The sequence below is a fragment of the Micromonospora violae genome, assembly GCF_004217135.1.
Taxonomy (GTDB): domain Bacteria; phylum Actinomycetota; class Actinomycetes; order Mycobacteriales; family Micromonosporaceae; genus Micromonospora; species Micromonospora violae.
On record NZ_SHKK01000001.1, the window covers coordinates 2,740,197 to 2,764,228 of the forward strand.

At 71.3% G+C, this 24,032-nt stretch carries 27 protein-coding genes; 8 read left to right on the plus strand and 19 right to left on the minus strand.

Annotated elements, in window-relative coordinates; all coding sequences use genetic code 11:
- The first annotated feature begins 27 nt into the window (after window positions 1-27).
- Window positions 28-666 carry a DUF2306 domain-containing protein gene (locus EV382_RS12300; protein WP_130401699.1) on the plus strand — a complete coding sequence of 213 codons (639 nt, stop codon included), beginning with the start codon at window positions 28-30 and terminating at the stop codon, window positions 664-666.
- Here the strand turns inward: EV382_RS12300 and EV382_RS12305 are convergent.
- Genes EV382_RS12305 through EV382_RS12340 form a run of 8 tightly spaced genes read right to left on the minus strand, consistent with a single transcriptional unit; the run spans window position 644 to window position 6,895 of the window.
- Window positions 644-1,498 (minus strand): IclR family transcriptional regulator, encoded by an 855-nt coding sequence (locus EV382_RS12305; RefSeq protein ID WP_244236644.1) that lies wholly within the window; start codon window positions 1,496-1,498, stop codon window positions 644-646. The genes EV382_RS12300 and EV382_RS12305 overlap by 23 nt on opposite strands.
- A complete protein-coding gene (pcaC, locus tag EV382_RS12310; protein WP_130401700.1) occupies window positions 1,495-1,875 on the minus strand; it encodes a 4-carboxymuconolactone decarboxylase in 381 nt (126 codons plus the stop codon). The genes EV382_RS12305 and pcaC overlap by 4 nt, the downstream gene beginning before the upstream one ends.
- Window positions 1,872-2,651 carry a 3-oxoadipate enol-lactonase gene (gene pcaD, locus EV382_RS12315; protein WP_130401701.1) on the minus strand — a complete coding sequence of 260 codons (780 nt, stop codon included), beginning with the start codon at window positions 2,649-2,651 and terminating at the stop codon, window positions 1,872-1,874. The genes pcaC and pcaD overlap by 4 nt, the downstream gene beginning before the upstream one ends.
- Window positions 2,648-3,988, minus strand: a complete 1,341-nt coding sequence (gene pcaB / locus EV382_RS12320) for a 3-carboxy-cis,cis-muconate cycloisomerase (RefSeq protein WP_130401702.1) — start codon at window positions 3,986-3,988, stop codon at window positions 2,648-2,650. Before pcaB ends, pcaD begins: the two co-directional genes overlap by 4 nt.
- Window positions 3,963-4,535 carry a protocatechuate 3,4-dioxygenase subunit alpha gene (gene pcaG, locus EV382_RS12325; RefSeq protein ID WP_130401703.1) on the minus strand — a complete coding sequence of 191 codons (573 nt, stop codon included), beginning with the start codon at window positions 4,533-4,535 and terminating at the stop codon, window positions 3,963-3,965. Before pcaG ends, pcaB begins: the two co-directional genes overlap by 26 nt.
- Window positions 4,528-5,283 carry a protocatechuate 3,4-dioxygenase subunit beta gene (gene pcaH, locus EV382_RS12330; RefSeq protein ID WP_130401704.1) on the minus strand — a complete coding sequence of 252 codons (756 nt, stop codon included), beginning with the start codon at window positions 5,281-5,283 and terminating at the stop codon, window positions 4,528-4,530. The genes pcaG and pcaH overlap by 8 nt, the downstream gene beginning before the upstream one ends.
- Window positions 5,280-6,050 (minus strand): CoA-transferase subunit beta, encoded by a 771-nt coding sequence (locus EV382_RS12335; RefSeq protein WP_130401705.1) that lies wholly within the window; start codon window positions 6,048-6,050, stop codon window positions 5,280-5,282. The genes pcaH and EV382_RS12335 overlap by 4 nt, the downstream gene beginning before the upstream one ends.
- A gap of 26 nt (window positions 6,051-6,076) precedes the next feature.
- Window positions 6,077-6,895, minus strand: coding sequence for a CoA transferase subunit A (locus tag EV382_RS12340; protein ID WP_130401706.1), 819 nt, complete (start codon window positions 6,893-6,895; stop codon window positions 6,077-6,079).
- 294 nt (window positions 6,896-7,189) lie between these two features.
- On the opposite strand from EV382_RS12340, the gene EV382_RS12345 reads away from it, so the two are divergent.
- The 7 genes from EV382_RS12345 (at window position 7,190) to EV382_RS12375 (ending at window position 14,445) form a co-directional block, all read left to right on the plus strand.
- Window positions 7,190-8,650: a benzaldehyde dehydrogenase gene (locus EV382_RS12345; RefSeq protein WP_130401707.1), complete on the plus strand. Its 1,461-nt coding sequence runs from the start codon at window positions 7,190-7,192 to the stop codon at window positions 8,648-8,650.
- Window positions 8,651-8,668: 18 nt separating this feature from the next.
- Complete coding sequence (gene pobA / locus EV382_RS12350; RefSeq protein WP_244236645.1) at window positions 8,669-9,850, plus strand: 4-hydroxybenzoate 3-monooxygenase; 1,182 nt, start codon at window positions 8,669-8,671, stop codon at window positions 9,848-9,850.
- A 197-nt stretch (window positions 9,851-10,047) separates the two neighbouring features.
- Window positions 10,048-11,022, plus strand: coding sequence for an ABC transporter substrate-binding protein (locus EV382_RS12355; protein ID WP_130401708.1), 975 nt, complete (start codon window positions 10,048-10,050; stop codon window positions 11,020-11,022).
- 70 nt (window positions 11,023-11,092) lie between these two features.
- Entirely contained in the window at window positions 11,093-11,893 is an 801-nt protein-coding gene (locus EV382_RS12360) for an ABC transporter permease (protein WP_130401709.1), read from the plus strand.
- Window positions 11,890-12,714, plus strand: a complete 825-nt coding sequence (locus EV382_RS12365; RefSeq protein WP_130401710.1) for an ABC transporter permease — start codon at window positions 11,890-11,892, stop codon at window positions 12,712-12,714. The genes EV382_RS12360 and EV382_RS12365 overlap by 4 nt, the downstream gene beginning before the upstream one ends.
- Window positions 12,707-13,519, plus strand: a complete 813-nt coding sequence (locus EV382_RS12370) for an ABC transporter ATP-binding protein (protein WP_130401711.1) — start codon at window positions 12,707-12,709, stop codon at window positions 13,517-13,519. The genes EV382_RS12365 and EV382_RS12370 overlap by 8 nt, the downstream gene beginning before the upstream one ends.
- Window positions 13,520-13,557: 38 nt before the next feature.
- Complete coding sequence (locus EV382_RS12375) at window positions 13,558-14,445, plus strand: PaaX family transcriptional regulator (protein ID WP_244236646.1); 888 nt, start codon at window positions 13,558-13,560, stop codon at window positions 14,443-14,445.
- Here EV382_RS12375 and EV382_RS12380 read toward each other — a convergent pair.
- The 11 genes from EV382_RS12380 to EV382_RS12430 all read right to left on the minus strand — a co-directional run bounded on the left by EV382_RS12380 (window position 14,369) and on the right by EV382_RS12430 (window position 23,871).
- A complete protein-coding gene (locus tag EV382_RS12380; protein ID WP_165435773.1) occupies window positions 14,369-15,895 on the minus strand; it encodes an acyl-CoA synthetase in 1,527 nt (508 codons plus the stop codon). The two genes, EV382_RS12375 and EV382_RS12380, sit on opposite strands and share 77 nt — an antisense overlap.
- A gap of 59 nt (window positions 15,896-15,954) precedes the next feature.
- On the minus strand, window positions 15,955-16,407 hold the full coding sequence (locus EV382_RS12385; protein WP_130401714.1) for a MaoC family dehydratase: 453 nt from the start codon (window positions 16,405-16,407) through the stop codon (window positions 15,955-15,957).
- Window positions 16,408-16,424: 17 nt separating this feature from the next.
- Entirely contained in the window at window positions 16,425-17,306 is an 882-nt protein-coding gene (locus tag EV382_RS12390; protein WP_130401715.1) for an amidohydrolase family protein, read from the minus strand.
- A 23-nt stretch (window positions 17,307-17,329) separates the two neighbouring features.
- Complete coding sequence (locus EV382_RS12395) at window positions 17,330-18,256, minus strand: SDR family oxidoreductase (RefSeq protein WP_130401716.1); 927 nt, start codon at window positions 18,254-18,256, stop codon at window positions 17,330-17,332.
- A gap of 107 nt (window positions 18,257-18,363) precedes the next feature.
- A complete protein-coding gene (locus EV382_RS12400; protein ID WP_130401717.1) occupies window positions 18,364-19,131 on the minus strand; it encodes an IclR family transcriptional regulator in 768 nt (255 codons plus the stop codon).
- A 30-nt stretch (window positions 19,132-19,161) separates the two neighbouring features.
- Window positions 19,162-20,115 carry a PDR/VanB family oxidoreductase gene (locus EV382_RS12405; protein WP_341870158.1) on the minus strand — a complete coding sequence of 318 codons (954 nt, stop codon included), beginning with the start codon at window positions 20,113-20,115 and terminating at the stop codon, window positions 19,162-19,164.
- Window positions 20,112-20,366 (minus strand): hypothetical protein, encoded by a 255-nt coding sequence (locus EV382_RS12410; RefSeq protein WP_130401718.1) that lies wholly within the window; start codon window positions 20,364-20,366, stop codon window positions 20,112-20,114. The genes EV382_RS12405 and EV382_RS12410 overlap by 4 nt, the downstream gene beginning before the upstream one ends.
- Window positions 20,363-21,406 carry an aromatic ring-hydroxylating dioxygenase subunit alpha gene (locus EV382_RS12415; RefSeq protein ID WP_130401719.1) on the minus strand — a complete coding sequence of 348 codons (1,044 nt, stop codon included), beginning with the start codon at window positions 21,404-21,406 and terminating at the stop codon, window positions 20,363-20,365. Before EV382_RS12415 ends, EV382_RS12410 begins: the two co-directional genes overlap by 4 nt.
- 163 nt (window positions 21,407-21,569) lie before the next feature.
- Window positions 21,570-22,226, minus strand: coding sequence for a 4-carboxy-4-hydroxy-2-oxoadipate aldolase/oxaloacetate decarboxylase (locus EV382_RS12420; RefSeq protein WP_208758388.1), 657 nt, complete (start codon window positions 22,224-22,226; stop codon window positions 21,570-21,572).
- Window positions 22,223-22,939, minus strand: a complete 717-nt coding sequence (locus EV382_RS12425; RefSeq protein WP_130401720.1) for a PIG-L deacetylase family protein — start codon at window positions 22,937-22,939, stop codon at window positions 22,223-22,225. The genes EV382_RS12420 and EV382_RS12425 overlap by 4 nt, the downstream gene beginning before the upstream one ends.
- Window positions 22,936-23,871 carry a DUF6282 family protein gene (locus EV382_RS12430; RefSeq protein WP_130401721.1) on the minus strand — a complete coding sequence of 312 codons (936 nt, stop codon included), beginning with the start codon at window positions 23,869-23,871 and terminating at the stop codon, window positions 22,936-22,938. Before EV382_RS12430 ends, EV382_RS12425 begins: the two co-directional genes overlap by 4 nt.
- Window positions 23,872-24,032: the final 161 nt, after the last annotated feature.

The following is a 24,032-nucleotide window of genomic DNA, read 5'->3' on the forward strand; positions in this document are numbered from 1 at the left end:
GCGGGTGCGGCGTCCACCATCGATGGCATGACGATGCGCGAGTGGCGGCTACCGGCCGCGTTGATCCTGCTGGGCCTGATCCCGATGATCGCCGGCGCGGGACGGCTCACCGAGTTGGGCAGCGGGCCGGAGGTCACCCCGGCGAACGCCCGGTTCGTGGCCGATCCGCTGCCCGTGGTGCTGCACATCGTCGGCGCGGTGGTCTACACGGTCCTCGGTGCGTTCCAGTTCGTACCCCGGCTGCGCCGCCACCGCTGGCACCGCCGCGCCGGCCGGGTGCTCGTCCCCTGCGGACTGACTGTCGCGTTCACCGGCCTGTGGATGGCCTTCGCGTACGACCTGCCGGCCCACGACAACGACGTGCTCGCCGTGATGCGGCTCCTCTTCGGCTCGGCCATGGCCGGCTCGATCCTGCTCGGTCTCGCCGCTGTGCTGCACCGGGACATCGCCCGGCACCGCAGGTGGATGGTGCGCGGCTACGCGATCGGTCTCGGTGCCGGCACCCAGGCGTTCACCCACGCGCCGTACCTCATCGCGACCGGCGAACAGCCCGACGGGACCGTGCGGGCCGCGCTGGTGGTCGCCGGCTGGGTGATCAACCTTGCGGTGGCCGAGTGGTACCTGCGGCGGCCGGCCCGGGTCGTCAGCGTGGCGGCCCTGCGCTGAGCGGCGCCCGGACGGCCGGCGGGTCGAGGTCGACGGTCGGTGGCCGGCTCAGGCCACCCCGGACGTCCTCCTCGATCCGCTTCGCGGCCGCCAGCAGCGGCGGGAGCAACTCCCGGCGGATCATCTCGAAGGAACCCCGGGTGGCGTGCGCGGAGACGTTCACCGCTGCGATCACCGACCCGTTCTCGCCGTGGATCGGAGCGGCCACGGAGCGCAGCCCCTCCTCCAACTCCTGGTCGACGATGGCGTACCCCTGGGCGGCGATCTTCGTCAGCACGGCGCGCAGCTTGGCCGGGTCGGTGACGGTGCGCCGGGTCAGCGGCCGTAGCTGCGCCGTGGCGAGGTAGTCGTCCAGCCAGTCCGCCGGTTGCGCGGCGAGCAGCACCCGGCCCATGGAGGTGGCGTACGCGGGGAACCGGGTGCCGACGCTGATCCCCACCGTCATGATCCGCTTGGTGGGCACCCGGGCGACGTAGACCACCTCGTCACCGTCGAGCACCGACACCGAGCAGGACTCGTGCACCCGCGCGACCAGCGCCTCCATGTGCCGCTGCGCGAGCTCGGGCAGGCTCAGACTGGACAGGTACGCGTAGCCGAGTTCGAGGATCCGGGCCCGCAGCGAGAAGAGCCGGCCGTCGGTGTGGACGTAGCCCAGCTCGACCAGGGTGAGCAGGAACCGGCGCGCCGCGGCCCGGGTCAGCCCGGTGCGTCTGGCCACGTCGCTGAGGGTGAGTTGCGGATGTTCGCCGTCGAACGCCCGGATCACCGCGAGGCCGCGCTCCAGCGACTGAACGAACTCCGGCGACCTCGTCGCCTCCTCGCTCACGCTCACCCGGCCTCCTGTCGCAGGGTCTCCCGGGCCACCTTGAACGCCCGGTTCGCCGCCGGTACACCAGCGTAGACGCCGACCTGGAGCAGGACCTCCGCCACCTCCTGCGGGCTGAGCCCGTTGCGCAGCGCGGCGCGGACGTGCATCGCCAACTCCTCGTCGTGGTGCAGGGTGGCGAGCACGGCGAGGGTGATGCAACTACGGGTACGCCGGTCGAGGCCCGGACGGCTCCACACCTCCCCCCAGGCGTAGCGGGTGATGAAGTCCTGGAAGTCAGCGGTGAAGTCGTCAGTGCCGGCGATCGCGCGGTCCACGTGCGCGTCACCGAGCACCTGTCGCCGTACCGTCAGGCCCGCCTCGTGCCGCTCGTGGTCGTTCATCCGGCACCACGCTCCTCGTCGACGTGTTGCAGCAGGAGTCGGCACACCTGCTCGGGTTGCTCGACGTTGGCCAGGTGCGCCGCCGCGTCGAGCACGGCCAGCCGGGCCCGTGGGACGCGCCCGACGATCTCGCGGGCGTGCGCCACCGGGGTGGCCGGGTCGTCCGCTCCCGCGATGACCAACGTCGGCGCGGTGATCCGGCCGAGGTCGGGTCGGAGGTCCATCGTGACTATCGCCTCGCAGCAGGCGGCGTATCCGGCCGGCGGGTTCGCGGTCAGCATGGCGCGGTGCGCGGCGACCACCGCTGGCCGGGCCGCGGCGAAGGCCGGGGTGAACCAGCGGGCCACCACCGCGTCGGCGATCGCCGGCAATCCCTCGGCGCGTACCGTCGCGGCTCGGGCCCGCCACTGCTCGGCGGGGCCGAGCGACGCCGACGTGCAGAGCAGCGCCAGCCGTCGCACCCGGTCGGGCGCGTGGGCGGCGAGCCACATCCCTACCATGCCCCCGAGTGAGAGCCCGGCGTAGTGGACCCACGGCACGTCCAGATCGTCCAGCGTGCGCAGCAGTTCCCGGCCCAGCAGGTCCAGGGTGTACGGCCCGGGCGGCACCGCCGAGCCGCCGTGGCCCAGGTGGTCGTACCGGATGACCCGGAACCGCTGGGCGAGCACCGGGACCTGGGGTTCCCACATCGCGGCGGCGGTGCCGAGGGAGCTGCCGAGCACCAGGACCGGCGCGGCGGGTGGGCCGTCGACGGTGAGCCGCAACCGGGAGGTCATCGGCTCGCTCCGTGAGCGGCGACGAGGGCGCGGTCGACGAACCGGCCGGCCGAGCCGAGCCAGCGGGACGGGTCGAGCGCCTCGGCGATCTCCGTGTCGGACAGGTGGGCGCGGATCTCGGGGTCGGCGAGCAGCGCGGCACGGAAGGAGGGTTGGGCGGCGGCGCGGGTCACCAGGTCGTGTGCGACGCCGCGACCAACGGCGGGCGCCAGTCGCGCGGCGACGGCCTCGGCGAGCAGGACGCCGCCGGTCGCGTCGAGGTTCTCCCGCATCCGCTCCGGACGGACCTGTAGCCCGACCAGCATCCGGGCGCACCGGGCGGCGGCGCCACCGCCCAGGTGCAGCAGGTCGAGCAGGGGTTCCCATTCGGCGTGCCAGGCGCCCGCGGCCCGCTCATGCTCGTGCACCGCTGCGGCGAACAGGGTGGCGATGAGACCCGGTCCGCGTCCCGCCGCGGCGGTGACGAGGATCGAGTCCACCGGGTTGCGCTTGTGCGGCATCGCCGAGGAGCCGCCTCGTCCGGTGCCGCCCTCGGCGACCTCGCCGACCTCGTTCTGGGCGAGCAGCCCGACGTCGAGCGCGGCCTTGCCGGCGGCCACGAGGAGCCCGCCGAGGGCGGTGGCCAGGTCGAGCCAGGGCTGACGGCGGGTGTGCCAGGGCAGCGGGCTCGGCGTCAGGCCCAGATGCGCCGCGAACCGCTCGGCGACCTCGGCACCGGCCGAGTCGAACGCGGCCAGGGTGCCGACCGCGCCACCGAGCTGCGCGGGCTGCGCGGCGCGGGCCTGACGCAGTCGGTCCCGGGCCTCGACGAGACCGGTCAACCAGCCGGCGGCCTTGAGCCCGAACGTGGTGGGCGCGGCCTGCTGCCCGAGTGTCCGGGCGACCATCACGGTGTCCCGGTGGGTGTCGGCCAGCTGGGCGGCGGCGGCCACGGCGGCGTCGAGGTGACGCAGCAGCGGCCCGAGCGCGCGTACGGCCACCAGGGCCAGCGCGGTGTCCAGGACGTCCTGGCTGGTCGCTCCGAGATGCACCCAGGGGCGGGCGTGTTCCGGCACGGCGGCGGTCAGCTCGGCCACGAGCGCGACGACCGGGTTGCCGGTGGCGTCGGCCGCCCGGCCCAGCGCCTGCGGGTCGTACCGCTCGGCGCGGCACTGCTCGACGATCGCCTCGGCCGCCGGTGCGGGCAGGATGCCGGCGTCCGCCGCGGCCCGGGCGAGCGCGGCCTGCACGTCGAGCATCGCCTGGACCAGGGATTGGTCGCTGAGTTCCGCGTCGACGTCCGGAGCGCCGGAGAGGCCGCCGAACAGGCCGTCAGACGGCGAAGAAGACGGTCTCATGGTCTCCCTGCAGGTGGATGTCGAACTCGAACCCGTCCGCCGCCGGCCGGGCCAGCAGGGTGCCACGGCGGTCGGCGTCGACGCTGCGCAGCACGGGGTCGGCGGCGTTCGCTGCCGGCTCGTCGGGAAAGTAGAGCCGGGTGACGAGGCGGTGCAGCAACCCACGCCCGAAGACCGACAGGGTCAGGTGCGGCGCTTCGGTGCCGCCGTCCGGCTCGGGCAGCGAACCTGGCTTGACGGTCAACAACCCGTACCACCCGTTCCCGTCGGTCTCGCTGCGCCCGAAGCCGCGAAAGCCCGCGAGCGCGGGCGGCCGGGCCCCACGCGGGTCGTCCGGGTGGTCGAACCGGCCGTCCGGGTCGGCCTGCCAGCTCTCCACCATCGCGTCGACCACCGGCGTCCCGGTGCCGTCGAAGACCCGGCCCCTGATCCAGAACGCGCCCGGCGTGCCCTCGGGTACGACGTACGGGCCGTCGGGCCAGCGCAGACCGATGTGCAGGTACGGCCCGACGGTCTGCGCGGGCATGACACCCAACTGCTCACTCATCGTCGTGATCGTCCTCGTCCTCGAAGGGGGTGCTCTCCCGGCCACGCAGCACGATGTCGAACTCGTACGCCAGCGCCCACTCCGGTGTGGTGCCGGCGTGGTCGTACCGGGCGATCATCCGGTCCCGGGCCTTCGGGTCGCGGACCGAGTTGAAGATCGGGTCCTGGAAGAAGAGCGGGTCGCCCGGGAAGTACATCTGCGTCACCAGGCGCTGGGTGAACGCGCGGCCGAAGAGGGAGAAGTGGATGTGCGCCGGCCGCCAGGCGTTGTCGTGGTTGCGCCAGGGGTAGGCGCCGGGCTGCACGGTGATGAACCGGTAGCGCCCCTGGTCGTCGGTGAGCGCCCGGCCCACCCCTTCGAAGTGGGGGTCGAGCGGCGCCGGCCAGGTGTCTCGTGCGTCGCGGTACCGGCCGGCGGCGTTGGCCTGCCAGATCTCGACCAGGGTGCGGGGCACCGGTCGGCCGTCACCGTCGCGCACCCGCCCGTGCACGATGATCCGCTGTCCCTGCGGCTCACCGTCGTGCTGGCGGGTCAGGTCGTGGTCGAGCGCACCGACGCGCCCCTCCCCCAGCAACGGCCCGGTGACCTCGGTCAGCCGCTGCGGCAGGTAGATCAGTGGGTGTTTCGGCGCGCGTGCCACTGTCGACTTGTAGCCCGGGCTGAGCAGAGGTGGGTGGGCGTCGACATCATCGCGCCGGTATCGAGGCAGCACCAGGCCGCTGCTGACCGGGGCGTCCTGAGTGGTCATCGTCGTCTCCCGTCGGACTTCGTCGCCTCCAGCGTCCGCAGCACCGCGAGCTCCCGGGCCGTCGGCGGCTCACCGGTGCTCAGCCCTTCGGCGACGGCGAGGTCCCAGCCGGTGGCCGCTCGCGCCTGCTCCCGGGTCACGCCGGGGTGCAGGCGGGTCAGCGTGAGTTCGCAGCTGACCGGGTCGGGTTCGAGGACACCGAGATCGGTGATCACCACTCGGGGACCTCCGCCTCGCAGGCCGAGTCGCTCCCGGTCGCCCGGGCCGGTTCCGTACCCGACCGAGGTGACGAAGTCGACCCGTTCGGTGAATGTCCGCAGGTCCTGGCGGACGATCACCACGACCTCGCGGCAGGAGGCGGCGATCTCCGGTGCCCCACCGGCACCGGGCAGCCGGACCTTCGGGGCGTCGTAGTCCCCTCCGACGACCGTGGTGTTGATGTTGCCGTACCGGTCGATCTGCGCGGCGCCGAGGAAGCCCACGTCGATCCGGCCGGGCTGGAGCCAGTAGTTGAACACTTCGGGGACCGACACCACCGCGTCCGCCGTGTCGGCGAGCACTCCGTCTCCGATGGAGAGCGGAAGCCGGTCCGGCTTCGCGCCGAGGCACCCTGATTCGTAGATGAGCACCAGGTTCGGGGCGTGGGTCGCCCGGGCGAGATTCGCCGCGGTGCTGGGTAGCCCGATTCCGACGAAGCAGGCGGTGCCGTCGCGTAGTTGCCGCGCGGCGGCGACGGTCATCATCTCGTCGGCGGTCCAGCCCGTCATCGCGGTCCCTCGCTCGCTGCGCTGACTCATGTCGTCGCCCCGGCCCGGTGCACGTGCTCGTCGAGCCAGGCGCGGAAGGTGTCCCGGTGCCGGCTGACGGCGTCCCAGCGCCGGTAGAAGTCGTTGTCCCGCACCGAGTAGCCGTGCGCGTAGGAGGGGTGCGCGCCTCCGGGCACCTCGGCCACCGCGGTGACCGCCCAGCCGGGCAGGACGACCTGCCCGGGTACGGGTTCCCACTCGTCCACGATCTCCTCGACGGTAACCAGTGACCGGTCGGCGGCGAGCACGGCCTCCTTCTGCACCCCGGTGATGCCCCACATCTGCACGTTGCCGTTGCGGTCGGCGCGCTGGGCGTGCACCACCGTCACGTCGGGACGCAGGGCGGGCACGGCGGTGAGGGTTTCGCCGGTGAAGGGGCAGGTGATGGGCCGGATGTTGGTCGTGTGCCCGGGTAGGTCGGTGCCGGTGTAGCCGCGCAGGACGGCGAACGGCAGCCCGGACGCCCCGGCGACGTACCGGTTCGCCATGCCCGCGTGGCTGTGCTCCTCCAGTTCGAGTGGACGCGGCCAGGCGTGCTGGACGGCGTCGCGGAAGCGGTGCAGCGACCCGACGCCCGGGTTGCCACCCCAGGAGAAGACCAGGCGACGGGCGCAGCCCGCGCCGATGAGCTGGTCGTAGATGACGTCGGGGGTCATCCGCACGAGGGTGAGGTCCTGCCGTCCCTGGCGGATGATCTCGTGACCGGCGGCGAACGGGATGAGGTGCGTGAACCCTTCCAGGGCCACCACGTCACCGTCGCGGACCAGGTCAGCCACGCCCTCGGCCAGTGAGACGAGCTTCGCCATGGGCCTCCCCGCCTCCTGCCGCGACCGTGCCACCGCCAGCCGTTCGCTATGCGGACTGCCGTACTCATATCGAACGTACGACGGAGGATGGCATCCGTCAACGACGCGGTGTCCGCAGTGTTCGGCACTCACTGCGACCGATCCGTTGACGTGGGACGAGCCGCGTGCCAACGTTCATGAAGAGAACGCCCGTTCGGTAGGCGAACAACCCTGGGGTCCCTCGCGACCGAACGGCCACCCCGCCCGGCCACCCGGGACCACCCCCACCGGCCCCACGCTCCGAGGAGGACCGCCATGACACTGCTGGACGCCACGACCTGGCAGGGCACCCTGCACAGCGACGGCTGGGTGGAACCGGCCGGCGGTTCGGCACCGGTGCGGTCCCCCGCCACCGGGGAGGAGATCGGCCAGATCGGCGTGGCGAACGCCGAGGACGTGACGCGCGCCTGCGCCCGCGCCGCCGCCGCCCAGCGCGTCTGGGCCGGCACCGGCTACGCCGAGCGCGCCGCGGTGCTGCGCCGGGCCGGGCACCTGTTCGAGCGGCACGCGGCCGAGATCGGCGACTGGATCGTGCGGGAGTCCGGGTCCATCCCGCCCAAGGCCGGTGTCGAGACCGACACCGCGGCGCAGGAGTGCTACGAGGCGGCGGCGCTCGCCTCGCACCCGCTCGGCGAGATCATCCCGAGCGCCCAACCGAGGCTCAGCCTGGCGCGCCGGTTACCCGTCGGCGTCGTCGGCGTCATCGCGCCGTTCAACTTCCCGCTCATCCTGGCCATCCGCTCGGTCGCCCCGGCGCTGGCGCTGGGCAACGCGGTGGTGCTCAAGCCCGATCCGCGCACCGCGGTCTGCGGTGGTGTCTCGATCGCCCGGGTCTTCGAGGAGGCCGGCCTGCCCGCCGGGCTGCTGCACGTCCTCCCCGGCGGGGCCGAGGTCGGCGAGGCGCTGGTGGCCGACCCGAACGTACGGGTGGTCAGCTTCACCGGTTCGACCGCCGCCGGCCGCTCGGTCGGCGAGGCGGCGGCCCGCCACCTCAAGCGTGCGCATCTCGAACTCGGTGGCAACTCCGCGCTGATCGTGCTGGACGACGCCGACCTGGACCTCGCGGTGTCCGCCGCCGCCTGGGGGTCGTTCCTGCACCAGGGCCAGATCTGCATGACCACCGGCCGGCACCTGGTGCACGAGAGCCTGTCCGAGCGGTACGTCGAGCTACTGGCCGAGAAGGCGAACCACCTGCCGGTCGGCGACCCGGCCAAGGAGCAGGTGGCACTCGGACCGATCATCGACGAGCGCCAGCGCGACAAGATCCATGCGCTGGTCACGTCGAGCGTCGACGCGGGCGCCCGGTTGGCGGCCGGGGGCACGTACGAGGGGTTGTTCTACCGACCCACGGTGCTCACCGACGTCACCCCCACCACCCCGGCGTACGCCGAGGAGGTCTTCGGCCCGGTCGCGCCGGTGATCACCTTCGCGGACCAGGACGAGGTCGTGCAGTTGGCCCGGCAGACCGAGTACGGCCTGTCGCTGGGCATCCTGAGCCGCGACGTGATGAGGGCGATGGCTCTCGCTGACCGGATCCCCAGCGGGATCGTGCACATCAACGATCAGACGGTGAGCGACGAGGCGGTCGCGCCGTTCGGTGGGGTGGGGGCGTCCGGCACCGGCGCCCGGTTCGGCGGGCCGGCCGCGAACGTCGAGGCGTTCACCGAGACCCAGTGGCTCACCGTGCGGGGCGACATCGCGCGGTACCCGTTCTGACACCGGAAGGAGTGGAGCATGCCGGAGATGCGTACCCAGGTCGGCATCGTCGGCGCCGGGCCGGCGGGGCTCATGCTGTCGCACCTGCTGCACCTGCGCGGAATCGATTCGGTGGTGCTGGAGAGCCGCAGCCGTGACTACGTCGAGCATCGGCTCCGGGCGGGCGTCCTCGAACAGGGCTCGGTCGACCTGCTCTGCCGCAGTGGCGTCGGCGCGCGGCTGCAACGGGAGGGGATGCGCCACGAGGGCATCGAGCTGCGCTTCGCCGGTGAGTCGCACCGGGTGCCGATGGCGGACCTGACCGGGCGGGCGATCACCGTGTACGGACAGCAGGAGGTGGTCAAGGACCTGATCGCCGCCCGGCTCGCCGCCGGCGGGTCGATCCTCTTCGAGGCCGACGTCGTACGTCTGGACGGCCTCGACTCGGACTCGCCAACCGTCCACTTCCGACGCGACGGCCGCGACGAGGAGCTGCGGTGCGACTTCGTGGCCGGCTGCGACGGGTTCCACGGGGTGAGTCGCGCCGCGGTGCCCGAGGGAGTGCTGACCACCTACGAGCGGGCGTACCCCTTCGCCTGGTTGGGTGTCCTCGCCGCCGCACCGCCGGCGGTGGACGAGCTGATCTACGCCAACCACGAACGCGGTTTCGCCCTCTACAGCATGCGCTCCCCGGAGATCTCCCGGCTGTATCTCCAGGTCGCGCCGGACGAGGACATCGCCGAGTGGCCGGACGAGCGGATCTGGGCGGAGCTGCGGGCGCGGTTGGAGACGGTGCCGGGATGGTCGCTCAACGAGGGGCCGATCCTGGAGAAGTCCATCACGCCAATGCGCAGCTTCGTCGTCGAGCCGATGCAGTGGGAGCGGCTGTTCCTGGCCGGGGACGCCGTCCACATCGTCCCGCCCACCGGCGCGAAGGGCATGAACCTGGCCCTCGCCGACGTCGCGCTGCTCGGCGACGCCTTCGCCGCGTGGTACGACGAGGGCCACACCGACCTGCTGGAGAGCTACTCGGCGACCGCGTTGCGCCGGGTCTGGCGGGCCCAGCACTTCTCCTGGTGGATGACCTCGATGCTGCACCGGCTGGAGCGCGACGACCCGTACGAGACGAAGTTGCAGACCGCGACGCTGCGCTACGTCGCCACCTCCGCCGCGTACGCCACGAGCCTGTCGGAGAACTACGTGGGCCTGCCCGAGGTCTGAGCGGGAGCCGGCGCGACGTCGCGTTGTTCAACTTATTCATGACGGGCGTCAGAAATTATTGACTTTCAATGCCGGGGTGACTGACCATGGCCAACACAGCGGCGTGCGCCCCCACGCAGCGGTAGTCCACCTGCAGATCCGAGGCATCCGCCGACTTCCGACGCACCCACCACCCCCGCCCAGGAAGGGCCTCGTCAATGAAGAAGGTCATGGCTCTCGGGCTGATCGCCGCTACCGCGATCGCCCTCACCGGATGTACCGACTCCGACGCGACCGCGCCGTCCGAACCGACCTCGGGCGAGTCCCGCAAGGTCCGGGTCGCGGCGCTGCCCATCACCGAGACCGCCGCGCTGTGGGGCGGCATCAAGGCGGGCATCTTCGCCGAGCGCGGGCTCCAGGTCGAGGTGCTGCCCGCCCAGGGCGGCGCGCAGGCCATCCCCGCGCTCCTGAACGGTGACATCGACTTCGCGATCGGCCAACCCTTCGGCCCCTTCCGCGCCGACCTGCGGGATCTCGGCGTCGTCATCATCGGCAACTACGCCTCCTCGTACGCCGACGGCGACGACATCAACGCCGTGGTGGCCTCGGCGAAGTCCGGCATCAAGCGACCGGCCGACCTGGCGGGCAAGCGGGTCGCGGTCAACAGCCTCGGCGCCGCCGGTGACGTGACGATCATGGCGGCGGTCGAGAAGGACGGCGGCGATCCATCGAAGATCAAGTTCGTCGAGGTCGCCTTCCCGGACGCCCCGGCCCAACTCGAGTCGGGCAACATCGACGCCGCCTGGGTTCCCGAACCCTTCGTCACGCAGTTGAAGGGCCGCGGTGACACGTTCATCGTCGCGCCCTACCAGGCGGTGGTGCCGGGCCTGGCCACGCTCACCACCATCACCACCAAGGAACGCACGGAGAAGGACGCCAAGCTCATCGAGGACTTCACGGCCGCGATGAAGAAGACGTTGCAGTGGGCCAACGACCCCGCCAACGAGGCGGCCGTCCGACAGGCCATCAAGGACAACCTGGAACTGCCCCCGCCGGTGGCCGAGTCGGTGCGGCTGCCCGCCTTCGGTTGGGACGTCGACCGGTCGAGCCTGCAGACGCTCGCCGAGCTCGCGCAGAAGTACAAGGTGCTCGACAAGCAACCCGACTTCGACCGTCTCATCCAGCAGAAGTAGCTGGCGCGATCGCGCCCTCCCTGGCCCGGACCAGGGAGGGCCTCGCCGCCCGCGTGACGACGGGAGTGCCATGCGCGTGTTCTCCGCCCGACGCCTGCGCGCGTTACGCAAAGCGATCCTGGGCGTCGTCGGCCTGACCGGGTTCCTCGTCGTCTGGCAGCTGATCCCGACACTGGGCCTGCTCAACCCGTTGTACCTGCCGTACGTGACGGACGTGCTGGCGCGGCTGTTCGAGCAGCTCGTCGACCTGGCGTTCTGGCGGCGGCTGGGCAGCACCATGACGTCCTGGGCGATCGGCCTGACGGTGGCGACGGTCGCCGCCGTGGTCCTCGGCACGATCGTCGGGTTGGTGCCGTTCCTGCGGCGCGCGACCCACACGGTCGTCGAGTTCCTGCGACCGATCCCGTCGGTGGCTCTCATCCCACTCGCCGTGCTGATGTTCGGCATCCAACGGCAGGCCGCCCTCGTCATCATCGTCTACGCGTCGTTCTGGCAGGTGTTCGTGCAGGTGATCTACGGCGTCGCCGACGTCGACGCGGTAGCCCGCGACACCGCCCGCAGTTTCGGGCTGACCCGGCGGGAGCAGTTGTCGCACCTCGTCCTGCCGACCACCCTGCCGTATCTCATGACGGGCCTGCGGCTCGCGGCGGCGGTCGCGCTCATCCTCGCCATCACCGCCGAGATGGTGATCGGCAACCCCGGCCTCGGGCGCATGATCGAGCTGTCCCGGTCCGCCGGAGACGCCGCCGGCCTGTACGCGCTGGTCGTGGTCACCGGCCTGCTCGGGCTCGTGGTGAACATCGTCTTCCGGTTCATCGAGCGTCGGGTGCTGTCGTGGCACCAGTCCGTACGAGGAGAGGAGCCGCTGTGACCGCGTACACCGGGCCGATCGCCACCAGGCCGCGCCGCCGGACGGTCGGATCCCGGATCGCGGCGGGCCTCCTCTACCCGCTGGGGCTGCCGACGCTGCTCCTGGTGGTCTGGGGCCTGGTGGCGACGAGAACGACGAGCCGGTTCTTCCCGGACCCGTTGACCATCGCCGAGGCTTTCCGGGAGACGTGGGTCGGCCCGGCGTTCGTCGAGGACGTGCTGCCGAGCCTGGCCCGCCTCGGCCTGGGCGTCGCCGCGTCGATCGTGCTCGGCATCGCCGCCGGCACCGTCATCGGCCTGACCCACTGGTTGCGGGAACTCCTCGAGCCGCTGCTGGAGTTCCTCCGGGCCATCCCACCACCGGTGCTGATTCCGGTGGTGATGCTCCTGCTCGGGATCACCGACACCATGAAGGTGGTCGTGATCGTCTCTGGTGCGGTCTGGCCGATCCTGTTGAACACGATCGAGGGTGTGCGGGGGACGGACAGCGTCATGACGGAGACCGCGCGTTCGTTCCAGGTCTCCTGGTGGGAGCGCCTCCGGTTCCTCGTACTTCCGGCCGCCAGCCCGCGGATCATGGCCGGGGTTCGCCAGGCCCTCTCGGTCGCGTTGATCCTGATGGTCATCTCCGAGATGTTCGCGTCCTCCTCCGGCCTCGGCTACCGGATCGCCTACTTCCAGCGCAACTACCTGATCGCCGAGATGTGGAGCGGCATCCTGCTTCTCGGTCTCGTCGGCGTCTTCCTCGCCGTAGCTTTCGGTCTCGTCGAGCGGCGCGTGCTGCGCTGGTACCACGGAATCAGGGAGGTCAACCGTGCCTGATCGGCGCACCCTGCTGCGGGTGGAGCACCTGCGGAAGGTCTACGAGTCCGCCACCGGCGACGTCGAGGCGATCGGTGACATCAGCTTCACGATGGACGCCGGTGAGCTCGTCTGCATCGTCGGACCGTCCGGTTGCGGCAAGACCACTCTCCTGAAGTGCCTCGCCGGCCTGCTGCGGCCGACCAGCGGCCTGGTCGAGATGGACGGCGCGCCGGTGACCGGGCCCAGCCCGGCCATGGCCGTCGTGTTCCAGGAGTACGGTCGCAGCCTCTACCCCTGGCTGACCGTCCGCGCGAACGTCGAGCTTCCGCTGCGGCACAAGAAGCTCTCCCGCGCGGCCCGGGACAAGCTGGTCGTCGACGCGCTCGAGGCGGTGGGTCTCGCGCACGCCGCGCGGAGCCACCCCTGGCAGCTCTCCGGGGGGATGCAACAGCGGGTGGCGATCGCACGGGCGATCGCCTATCAGCCCGACGTCCTGATCATGGATGAGCCATTCGCGGCGGTGGACGCGCAGACCCGGGCCGACCTGGAGGACCTGGTTCGCGAGTTGCACAGCAGCCGCACCATCTCGGTTCTCTTCGTCACTCACGACATCGACGAGTCGGTGTATCTCGGTGAGCGGGTCCTAGTATTGTCCACGTCGCCGACCTGGGTCCAGGAGGACCTCGCGATCGACCTGCCGCCGGAGCGCGATCAGATCACGACCCGCGCCCTGCCCCGTTTCACGGAACTGCGGACGCACGTCTACGACCAGATCCAGCGCGCCAAACGCGGGCAGGCTGCGGCCCCGCGGGCGGCGGGGTGATCGGCGGTCAGCCAACGAGTTCGCCGAAGGGAAGGGCTGTGGGTAGTCGTCAGCCGAAGCAGTTGTTGCTCGCCTTCTTCGGCGAGCATGTCGTCGATGGCGCAACGGGCCCGATCCGGGCGAGCGTCCTGATCACCGTGCTGGAAGGTGCGGACGTCGCCGCGCCGGCCACCCGCGCGACCCTCGACCGTCTCGTGCACAGCGGCGTGCTCGCTCGCAGCCGCAGCGGGCGGGAGACGCTGTTCTCGCTGACCGAGCACGGTGTCGCGGTGCTGCGCGAGGCGAAGTCCCGCGTTCGCGGGCCGCGGCCCTTCGACCCGCAGGGCAGCGGGTGGACCCTGGTCACCTTCTCGATCCCGGAGGGTCAGCGGATGCTGCGGCACCGGCTGCGCTCGACCCTCACCTGGGAGGGCTTCGCGCCGATCCGGGACGGCCTCTGGCTCGCGCCGGGCGAGGTCGACCTCGCCGGATCGTTGGAGCCGCTGCGGCAGGACCTCGCGCCCAACACGGTGATCGCCTTCCACGCCCGCGAACTGGCCGGGTTCCCGATCGCTGAGAGCGTGCGTGCCGCGTGGGACATCGAGGCGATCCGGCGTGCGCACCTCGCCTTCATCGACGTCTGGGACGACCCGCACGCGGCGGCGATGGCGCCGAGCGCCCTGACCGTACGGACGATGCTGGTGGCGGACTGGCTCGCGCTGCTGCGCGCCGACCCGAGGCTGCCGGCCGAGTTCATGGACGCGCAGTGGCCCGCCACGAGATCGGTGCAGACCTACCGTCGGATGCACGAGAGGCTGGCGGAGGCGTCTGCGGCAGAGTTCGCCGACCTCGTCGCGGCCCGACCTGCGGCTAGGCGCCGAAGCGGGTCCGCAGATCGGCCTTCCGCACCTTCCCCGACGCCGTCCGGGGCAACTCGTCCACGATGACGACGTTCTTCGGGAGCTTGTAGCGGGCGATCCTGCCGTCGAGGCGGGCCCGGACGGTGGCGGTGTCCACGGACGCCCCCTTTCGTACGGTCACGATCGCCCACGGCACCTCGCCCCACCGCTCGTCGGGCACGCCGATGACCGCCGCCGAGGTCACCCCGTCGATCTCGGTGAGCAGCTGCTCCAGTTCGAGCGGGTAGATGTTCTCGCCCCCCGATATGATCATGTCCTTGAGGCGGCCGGAGATGTAGAGGTAGCCGTCGGCGTCCAGGTGGCCGAGGTCGCCGGAGCGGAACCACCCGTCGGCCGTGAACGCCTCGGCGGTCGCCTCCGGGAGACCGTGGTAGCCGGGGAAGACGTTGGGCCCGGCCACCTCGATCTCACCGACGGCGCCGGTGGGCACCACCGCACCGGTCGGATCGGTGATCCGCACGTCGGTGAAGAAGTGCGGCAGACCGACACTGCCCTGCTTGACACGGGTCATCGCCGGCGGCAACGCGGTGACGCCCGGCGCGGCCTCGGTCATGCCGTAACCCTGCGAGAACGACAGGCCGCGCGCCTCGTACGCGTTGAGGATGCGGGCCGGCACCGCCGAACCTCCGCAGGTGAGCTTCGTCAGCGTCGACAGGTCGGTCGTCGCCCAGGCCGGATGGTCGGCCATCAGTTGGTAGGTGGTCGGCACACCGCTGAGCATGGTGACGCCGTGCCGCTCGATCTGCGCGAGCGCGCGACCCGGTTCGAAGCCCTTCTCGATGACCATCGTGGCGCCCTTGAGGATGACGGGCAGGGCGCCCATCCCGAGCGAGGCGACGTGGAACAGTGGCGAGATCATCAGCGCGACGTCGGTGGAGACGACGTCGTAGTCGACCACACAGTTGATCGCCACCCAGGTGAGGTTGCCGTGGGTCAGCACCGCGCCCTTGGCCCGACCGGTCGTACCCGAGGTGTAGATGATCGCCGCCGGATCCCGGTGGGTGGTGTCGACGGGGTCGGTGAACGTGGTGGCGACGGCCCGCGTCAGGTGGGCCAGCCCGGGCCGGTCCGCGGTGCCCTCGCCGTTGACGACGACGTGCGGGGTCCGGGCGGTCGCCGTGGCGGCGGCCACCGGCACCGCGAAGTCCGGGTCGTGGATCAGCACCCGCGCGCCGCAGTCGGTGAGGACGTGGGCGATCTCGGGTGCGGCGAGCCGGGTGTTGACCGGCACGAAGACGGCCCCCACCTGCGCCGCCCCGAACATCACCAGGAGGAGTTCGGGGCTGTTCTCGCCCAGGTAGGCGACGGCGTCACCCTTGCCGACGCCCCGCTCCCGCAACACCGCCGAGATGCGGTCGGCGGCGTCGGCGAACTGTGCGTACGTCACGGGCGGCCGGTCGCCGTGGATGATCGCGACCTGGTCCGGGGACTTGAGTCGGCGCTTGGCCACCCAGGCGCCGATTCCGTGCTGCTGCATCATCATTCTCCCGGGGGTGGAGGTGGTGTGCTCGCCCGGCTCGACGGATGCCCTCGGGCTCAGGCGTAGAAGCGGTACAGCCCTCGGGCGACGACGGCCGGCTTGGCGCCGCCCTCGATCTCGATCGTCTGGTCGACAGCGATCTGGTAGCCGCCGTGGACCTCGACGACCTCGACGACGGTGGCCCGCATGCGCACCCGCGCGCCGACCACGACCGGCGCGGGGAAGCGCACCTTGTCGAGGCCGTAGTTCACCTTCGTGGTGACGCCCTTGACCTCCAGCAGCTCGGTCCAGAAGGGAACAGCGAGGGAGAGGGTGAGGAAGCCGTGCGCGATCGGCGCGCCGAACGGGCCGGTCTTCGCCCGTTCCGGGTCGACGTGGATCCACTGGTGGTCATCCGTGGCGTCCGCGAACAGGTCCACCTGGTCCTGGATGACAGTGCGGTATTCGGTGTAACCGAGGTCGGTGCCGGCGAGGTCGCCGAGCCGCTCGTAGGTGATGGTCGTCGTCATGGCGTTTCCTCTCGTCGTCACCGGGCCAGGCCCAGCAGTCGGGCCGCGTTGTCCTTCAGGATGCCCGGGAGCACGTCCGGCTTGAGGTCGGTCGCCTGCACGTCACGCAGCCACCGATCGGGGGTGAGCATCGGGTAGTCGGTGCCGAAGAGCACCCGTCGCTTCAACACCGAGTTGGCGTAGCGCACCAACTCGGCCGGGAAGTACTTCGGGCTCCAGCCGGACAGGTCGATCCAGGTGTTGTGTTTGTGCGTGGCCACCGACAACGCCTCGTCCTGCCAGGGCACCGACGGGTGGGCCATGATGATCTGCAGGTCGGGGAAGTCGGCCGCGATCGGGTCGAGCAGGATCGGGTTCGACAGGCCGAGCCGCAGACCGTAGCCGCCCGGCGTACCCGCGCCGATGCCGGTCTGCCCGGTGTGGAAGAGCGCCGGGACGCCCGCGCGCTCCAGCAGGCCCCACAGCGGGGCGTACTCCTCGTGGCTGGGGTCGAAGCCCTGCACGGTGGGGTGGAACTTGAAGCCGCGTACCCCCTCCTCGTGGATCAGGCGGTCGGCGAGTTCGAGCGCCGCTTGCCCGGTGCGCGGGTCGACCGACCCGAACGGGATGAGTACGTCGGCGTGCTCGGCCGCCGCGCGGGCGATCTCGGTGCTCGACAGTGGCTGATGCTTGAGGTGCGTGCGCGCGTCCACGGTGAAGACGACGGCGGCCATCCGCCGATCGCGGTAGTACTGCGCCACCGCGTCGACCGCCGGCCGTGGGCCGTCCGTCCGGAAGTACGCCGATGCCGCCGCGACGAGCGGCTCGGGCAGTGAGGTGTGACCGTGCTCGTCGACCTCGATGTGCACGTGCATGTCGATCGCCGTGAGGTCGTCGAGGTCGATCGCGGGCTGGTACATGGGGCCAACCTTCGTCGGGCGGGTCAGGACGTCACGGGCTCGAACTCCTCGGGGAGTCTCGGGAAGCGTTCACCGACGCTCTGGGCGGCACCGGCGAACGTGCTCGGCCAGGCGTCCACGAGCGCGTCGTACGTCCAGCCGCCCTCGCGGTACGCGGTCAGCGCCGCCTCCGGGTGGGTCCAGATCTGGAGGCGGTCCCCACCGACACCGATCACCTGTCCGGTCACCGAGGCCGCCGCGTCGGAGCCGAGGAAGGCCACCAGCCCGGCCACGTCGTCCGCCGTGCCGAACCCCAGATCGTGTCGGAAGAACGCCGGCATCGGCTCGCCGTTCGCCTCGGCGCGCACCGCCGCGGCGAAGTAGGGGACGGTGGCGGTCATCGCGGTCGCGGCGACCGGAACGACGGTGTTGGCGGTGATGCCGGCGCGCGCGAGTTCGAGGGCCCAGGTGCGGACCATGCCGACGATGCCCGCCTTGGCGGCCGCGTAGTTGGTCTGGCCGAAGGTGCCCCGCTGCCCGGTGGGTGACCCGACGCAGATGATCCGCCCGCCCTCGCCGGCCTGGCGCATGTGCTGCACCGCCTCGCGCACGGTGGTGAACGTGCCGCGCAGGTGCACGTTGATGACGGTGTCGAAGTCGTCGTCGCTCATCTTCCACAGCACGGTGTCGCGCAGGACCCCGGCGTTGGTGACGAGGATGTCCAGCCGCCCGAAGTGCTCGACCGCTGTGCTGACGAGTTCCTTCGCGGTCTCGGTCGGGCCGACCGGTGCGACCACCGCGACGGCCCGGCCGCCGGACGTCTGGATCGCCGCCACGGCGTCGGCGGTGGCCTCGGCGTCGACGTCGTTGACCACGACCGACGCGCCCCGCCGCGCCAACTCCTGCGCGTAGGCGAGGCCGAGACCACGGCCGGCGCCGGTGACGATGGCGGCTTTGCCGTCCAGTGACATGGGGTGCTCCCTTTCGTCGATGCTGTTCCGCGCACGAAGGTGGGAGTAACACGCGCACCGGCAACGTAATGCAGAATTTGATCGGGCGTCAACGATTTGTAGTCTGTCTATCCGCGGCGGGCGACCGGCGGTCCGCCCTCCAACGCCCGGGAGACCGCCCGTCCCGCAGCCTGGACCAGCGGGGCCAACGCCACCGGGTCCGCCCGGTCGTGGGCGACCACCAGCGAGATCGCCGCCACCACACCGTCCGGTACGCGGATCGGTGCGGCCACCGAGAGGGCATCCATGGTGACCTGACGGTCGCTGACCGCGTACCCGACCCGGCGGACCTCGGCGAGGCAGCGACGCAGCCGCGTGGGGTCGGTGATGGTCAGGTCGGTGTAGCGCTCCAGCGGCGCGGCCAGCACCTGCTCCTGAACCTCGGCGGGCGAGTACGCGAGCAGGACCAGCCCGACGCCGGTGGCGTGCAGCGCGAAGCGACCCCCGACCCGGGTGAGCACGGGCACCGCGTGCCGCCCGGCGATCCGTTCGATGAAGACGAGTTCGAGGTCCTGCCGGACGGCGAGCTGGACGTTCTCGTGGGTCACCTCGTACAGGTCCTCCATGATCGGCAGGGCCAGCTCCCGCAACCCCAGGCCCCTCGGGGCGAGCGAGCCCACCTCCCACAGCCGCAGACCGATCCTGTACCGGCCGTCGTCGCCGCGCTCCAGCGCCCCCCACGCGACCAGCTCCGCGGCGCGTCGGTGCACGGTGGGCAGTGGCAGCCCGGTGCGCCGCGCCAACTCACTCAGGGTCAACGCCGGCGTGGCTGGGCTGAACGCGTCGAGCAGTGCCAGCACCTTGCTCGTCACCGACCGCCCGGGTTCTGCGCGCACCCCGTCATCATCCCCGCCCGCGCCGGGCGCTCACAGCTCCAGCACGAGTCGGGGCGTACAGGCCCGGGAGACGCAGATCATCATGGTGTCCCCGGCGGCCCGCTCCTGCGCGGTGAGCAGGCTGTCGCGATGCTCGGGGACGCCGGCGAGCACCGGGGTCTCGCAGGTGCCGCAGGTGCCCTCCCGGCAGGACGAGAGGACCTGCACACCGGCCTCCTCCACCGCCTGCAGGATCGGCGTGCCCGGCGGCACGGTCACCGTCCGCCCGGAGAGCGCGAGCTCGACCTCGATCGTCGTCTCCGGCGCGCCGGTGTCGCCCCGCGCGGTGAACCGCTCGACGTGCAGGCAACCCGGGGGCCAGCCGCGGCAGTGCGCCTCCACCGCGGTGATCAGCGACTCCGGGCCGCAGCAGTAGACGAGCCCGGTGCCGGGCCGGCCCAGCAACCCGGCCAGGTCGAGCAACCCGGTCTCGTCTTGCGGGTGCAGGCTCACCCGGTCGCCGTACCTCTCCCGCAGGGTGGTGGCGAAGGCCATGGTGGCGCGGCTGCGTCCTCCATAGACCAGCCGCCATTGCGCGCCCGCGGCATCGGCGGCGGCCACCATCGGTGCGATGGGAGTGATACCGATGCCACCGGCGACGAAGAGATAACGCCGCGCCGGGACCAGCGGGAAGGTGTTGCGCGGGCCGCTCACCCGGACGGTCGCGCCGACGGTGAGCCGCTCGTGCACCAGCCGGGAACCACCGCGTCCGTTCGGTTCACGCTGCACCGCGATCCGCAGGACGGACCGGTTCGCCGGGTCGCCGCAGAGGGAGTACTGCCGGACCAGCCCGGCGCTCAACTCCACGTCGATGTGCGCGCCGGGTGTCCACTCGGGCAGGTCGCCGCCGTCGGGGCGACACAGACCGATCGCCACGGTCTCGGCGGCCACCTGATCGCGGCCCGTGACGACCAGTTCCGCACCGGTCAGCGCGTCCACCGTCACCCGCGCATCGCCAGCCGCAGCGCCGGCCCGGGTGCCGACGCGGGTGCCGACGCGGGTGCCGACGCGGGTGCCGGCGCGGCTTCGCCCTGGTGGCCCTGCGGGTGGGCGAGCAGCCACTCCCACAACTCGATCGGGTCCTCGGCGAGGCGTTCGGCCCCACAGTGGCAGATCCCCCGCAGGGTGTCGGTGCCCGGCACCCAGTGGATCCGGTAGACCCGGCCCCCGGACGCGGTGCCCGCCCGGGAACTCACCGCGTCGCTCCCACCGTTCCCGACTCGACCATCCGGGCCAACAGCCGCCGGGCGGCCAGGCCACCGGTGTCGATGTTGATGCTCAGCTCCTGATACCGGTCCGGCTCGGTCTCGATCACCTGCTCCAGGATGTTGAGCGCGGTGACGTCCTGCATCACCACGGTGTGGTTGCTGTGGTGGAGATATTCGCTGACCGACTCGTCGTCGATCGCGAAGTCGCGAGCGACGGCCCAGAAGTCATAGGTGGTGTGCTCCGTCGACGGGGTGATGGCGTACACGATCTCGGCGTGGAACGCCTCGTTGTCCTCGCCCTCGGCGGGCGGATAGACACCCTGCGGCGCGATGCGGCTGTGCAGGAGGTAGAGGCAGGGCGGGTGGTACTCGATGTCCTGCCACCGGGTGATCCGGCCCTGGATCCCGGTGGAGCGCGCGTAGAACGGCGGGCACTCGGCGTCGTCCATGTGCCGACTGACGTAGACGATCCCCCGGTCCTCGTCCACCTCGGTGGTGATCGGGGTGTTCGCCACCTCGGGCGTGCCGATGTAACCGCCGTGCAGATAGGTCTCGTGGGACAGGTCCAGGAGGTTGTCCACCAGCAGGCCGTACCGCGCGTTCAGCGGTGCCATGCCCCGCACCACCGCGTAGCGCGGGTCAGCGAGCCAGGGTGCGCGGGGAATCGTGGCCGGGTCGGCCCGGTCCAGGTCGCCGATCCAGACCCAGATGAAGGAATCCTGTTCGACCACCGGGAACGAGACCACCCGCGCGGTGCGCGGGATGCGCTGTTGACCGGGTACGAAGACACACGCGCCGGTGGGATCGTAGGTGAAGCCGTGGTAGCCGCAGACGATCGTGTCGCCGTCGAGCCGGCTCTCCGACAGTGGGAAGCGCCGGTGTACGCACCGGTCGGCGAGCGCCACCGCCTTCCCGGCACCGGTGCGGTACAGCACCAGCGGCTCACCGAGCACCGTGCGGGCGAGCAGGCTTCGCCCGACCTCACTGCCGTAGGCCGCCACATACCACTGGTTACGCGCGAATGCCATACGACCGGACCTCCCTGCGCACGGACGTCGATGGAGTCGCATCATCGCGTGTGGTGCCCACGGCGGGGACTGACGCTTTCACTGGATGAAAGCCGGAGCACTCAACCCTTGCCGGACTTCTGCTTCTGCTGCTGTTCGGCGCTCGACGACCGGCGACTCCTGCTCAACCGGCGGCCTCGTCCTGCGCCCGCAACCCGTGCAGGTCGTAGCTGAACTCACCGGCATCCAGTCGGGCCCGTAGCCGGGTCTCCTTCTCGATCCGACTCCGCGTCGCGGCGGCCACCTCGGCCGCACTCCCCCGCGCCACGACCACGGCACCGTCGGCGTCGAGCACCACCACGTCTCCCGGGTTGACGGTCGTCCCACCCACGTGGACCGCGACGTCGAGCGATCCCCGCGTACGCTTGGTCGCGCCTCGAACCCGTCGCCATCGGGCCCAGATCGGCAGCCCGAGTTCGCGGAGCTCGTCCACGTCGCGTACCGCCGCGTCCACCAGCAGGCCCGCCGCGCCTGCGACCTTGGCCTGGGTGGCCAGCAGCTCACCGATCAGGGCTACCGGGGCGGGCTCGGGCATGGTGAGCACGAGCACGTCACCGGGGCGTACCAGCGTCATCGCCTCGTGCACGGCCCGGTTGTCGTCCTGACCGCAGCGGACGGTCCGGGCCACTCCGGCGACCCGGGTGCCCGGAACGATCTGGACAAGGTCGACGTCGAGCAGGCCGGACCGGCCGGCGGCCTCGTAGACGGTCGCCACCCCGCCGGCAGCCAATGCCTCGATCACATCCGGTTCGACGACCGCCACGTCACGAAGCTCGCTCACAGTGCCCCCACCACGTTCGGGATCAATCGCTGGAACGCCTCGGCCTGCCGAATGCCGGGGTCGCCGGTCACCCGGCGGGCGTGGTTACCACGCTGATCGGCCCGCTGCGTGTAGTAGTCGCGCAGGTAGCCCTGGGCGCCCATCGACGCCATCGCCTCCTGCTTGGCCGCCATCACATCGGTGATGTCGACGAAGACGGTGGGGACGAACCCACACAGCTCGGGCTGGTGCGGTTCGAAGACCAGGAACTCCGAGGGCGGGGCGGTCCGGAAGCTGCTGGACACCCCGGCTCCCGCGGTGAGCTGCCGGGCGGTCGCCACTGCGCTGTGCGCCACCGGGTGATCCGGGTTGAACGGGTCGCGGTCCGGGTGGGTGAGCACCACGTGCGGCGCGTACTCCCGCATCAGCGCGGCCAGACGGTCGATGTCCTCGTCCCTGATCCGCAACGGGTAGTCGCCGAGATCGAACGTCTCCAGACGGGCGCCGACCGCGGCGGCGGCGCGCTCCGCCTCCGCGTGCCGCAGCCGCTTGACGTTCTCCACCGTCTGGTTCGGGTCTTTCCAGAGCTCGCCGGACTCGCCCCGTTCTCCGTAGGAGAGTGCCAGCACGACGGCCTCACCACCCGCCACGGTGTGTTTGGCGATCGCCCCCGCGGCCCGCCAGACGAAGTCGGCCGAGTGGGCACCCACCACGAGCATTCGCCGCGCGCTCATGCCGGCACCGACGCCTTGGGCATCGCCAGACGACGGGAGTTGACCACAGCCATGACGTGAATCTCCTCATCGGTGAAGCCGGCGTCGAGCAGGCGGTCGGCGAAGAGCGCCAGACCGTCCTCGACCGGCGGGTTGAAGGGTTGCCCGAGGTCGCTGGAGAGGACGGAGTGCGCCGGGCCGACCGCCCGGATGGTGTCGAACAGCTCCACCCAGGCGACCTTGCCCGAGTGCGGGGTGGTGAAGCAGCGTTCCAACAGGGCACCTGCCTCGGCCAACTCCCGCTGCTGCTCGGCCGGCAGCCGCTGGGAGGTGAACTCGGGATGGGTGACCACGATCCGGCGTACGCCCTCTTCGCGGGCGGCCCGGACGACGGCGACGATCTCGTCGCCGCTCAGGTGTCCGGTGGCGAGTGTGATGTCGTGCCGGGCTATCACCCGCAGCACCTGGCGTACCCGCTCGAGAACGCGCCCTTCGTCATCGACGACCTCGACCGGCTCCGGCACGATGCCCTGACTGTGCAGGTCGGCTTGGAACGCCCCCCACATCGCTGGTGTGGCACCCGGCAGGTCGGTGGCGGTGTTACGCCGCTGGTTTCCGGAGTCCACCGTCGGCATCCACACGATGCGCGCGCCCTGCCGTGCCGCGACCTCAACGGCGACCGGGTTGATGCCGCCCATGGCACCGTTGAGGGTGATCGCGCCGAGCGTGTCGACGGCGGGGACCACCTTGCGGACGACGGCCGCCCGCTCGGCAGTGGCCACGTAGTGGGACTTGAGGACGAAGCCGGCGAGCCCGACCTCGGCACACCGGTACGCCAGATCGACATCGTCGATCCGGCGCGCCATGACGTCAGGGGCCACGTGGACGTGCGTGTCGTAGGCACCGCGGACCAGGGCGCGGGCCCGCGCGGACGGGGCAGGGTGATCAGACATCGTGCTCCTTCGAATGGTTCCGCGACTCTGCCGTACCGACTGTCCACTGTCCACGGACCGGGAGCTGCGGGAATGGCTCCTTCCAGGGGCCCACGGACAGGCATCCGTGAATCGGTCCGGTGACAGTCGTAGCGATCATCATCTACGATCATTCATCGGCA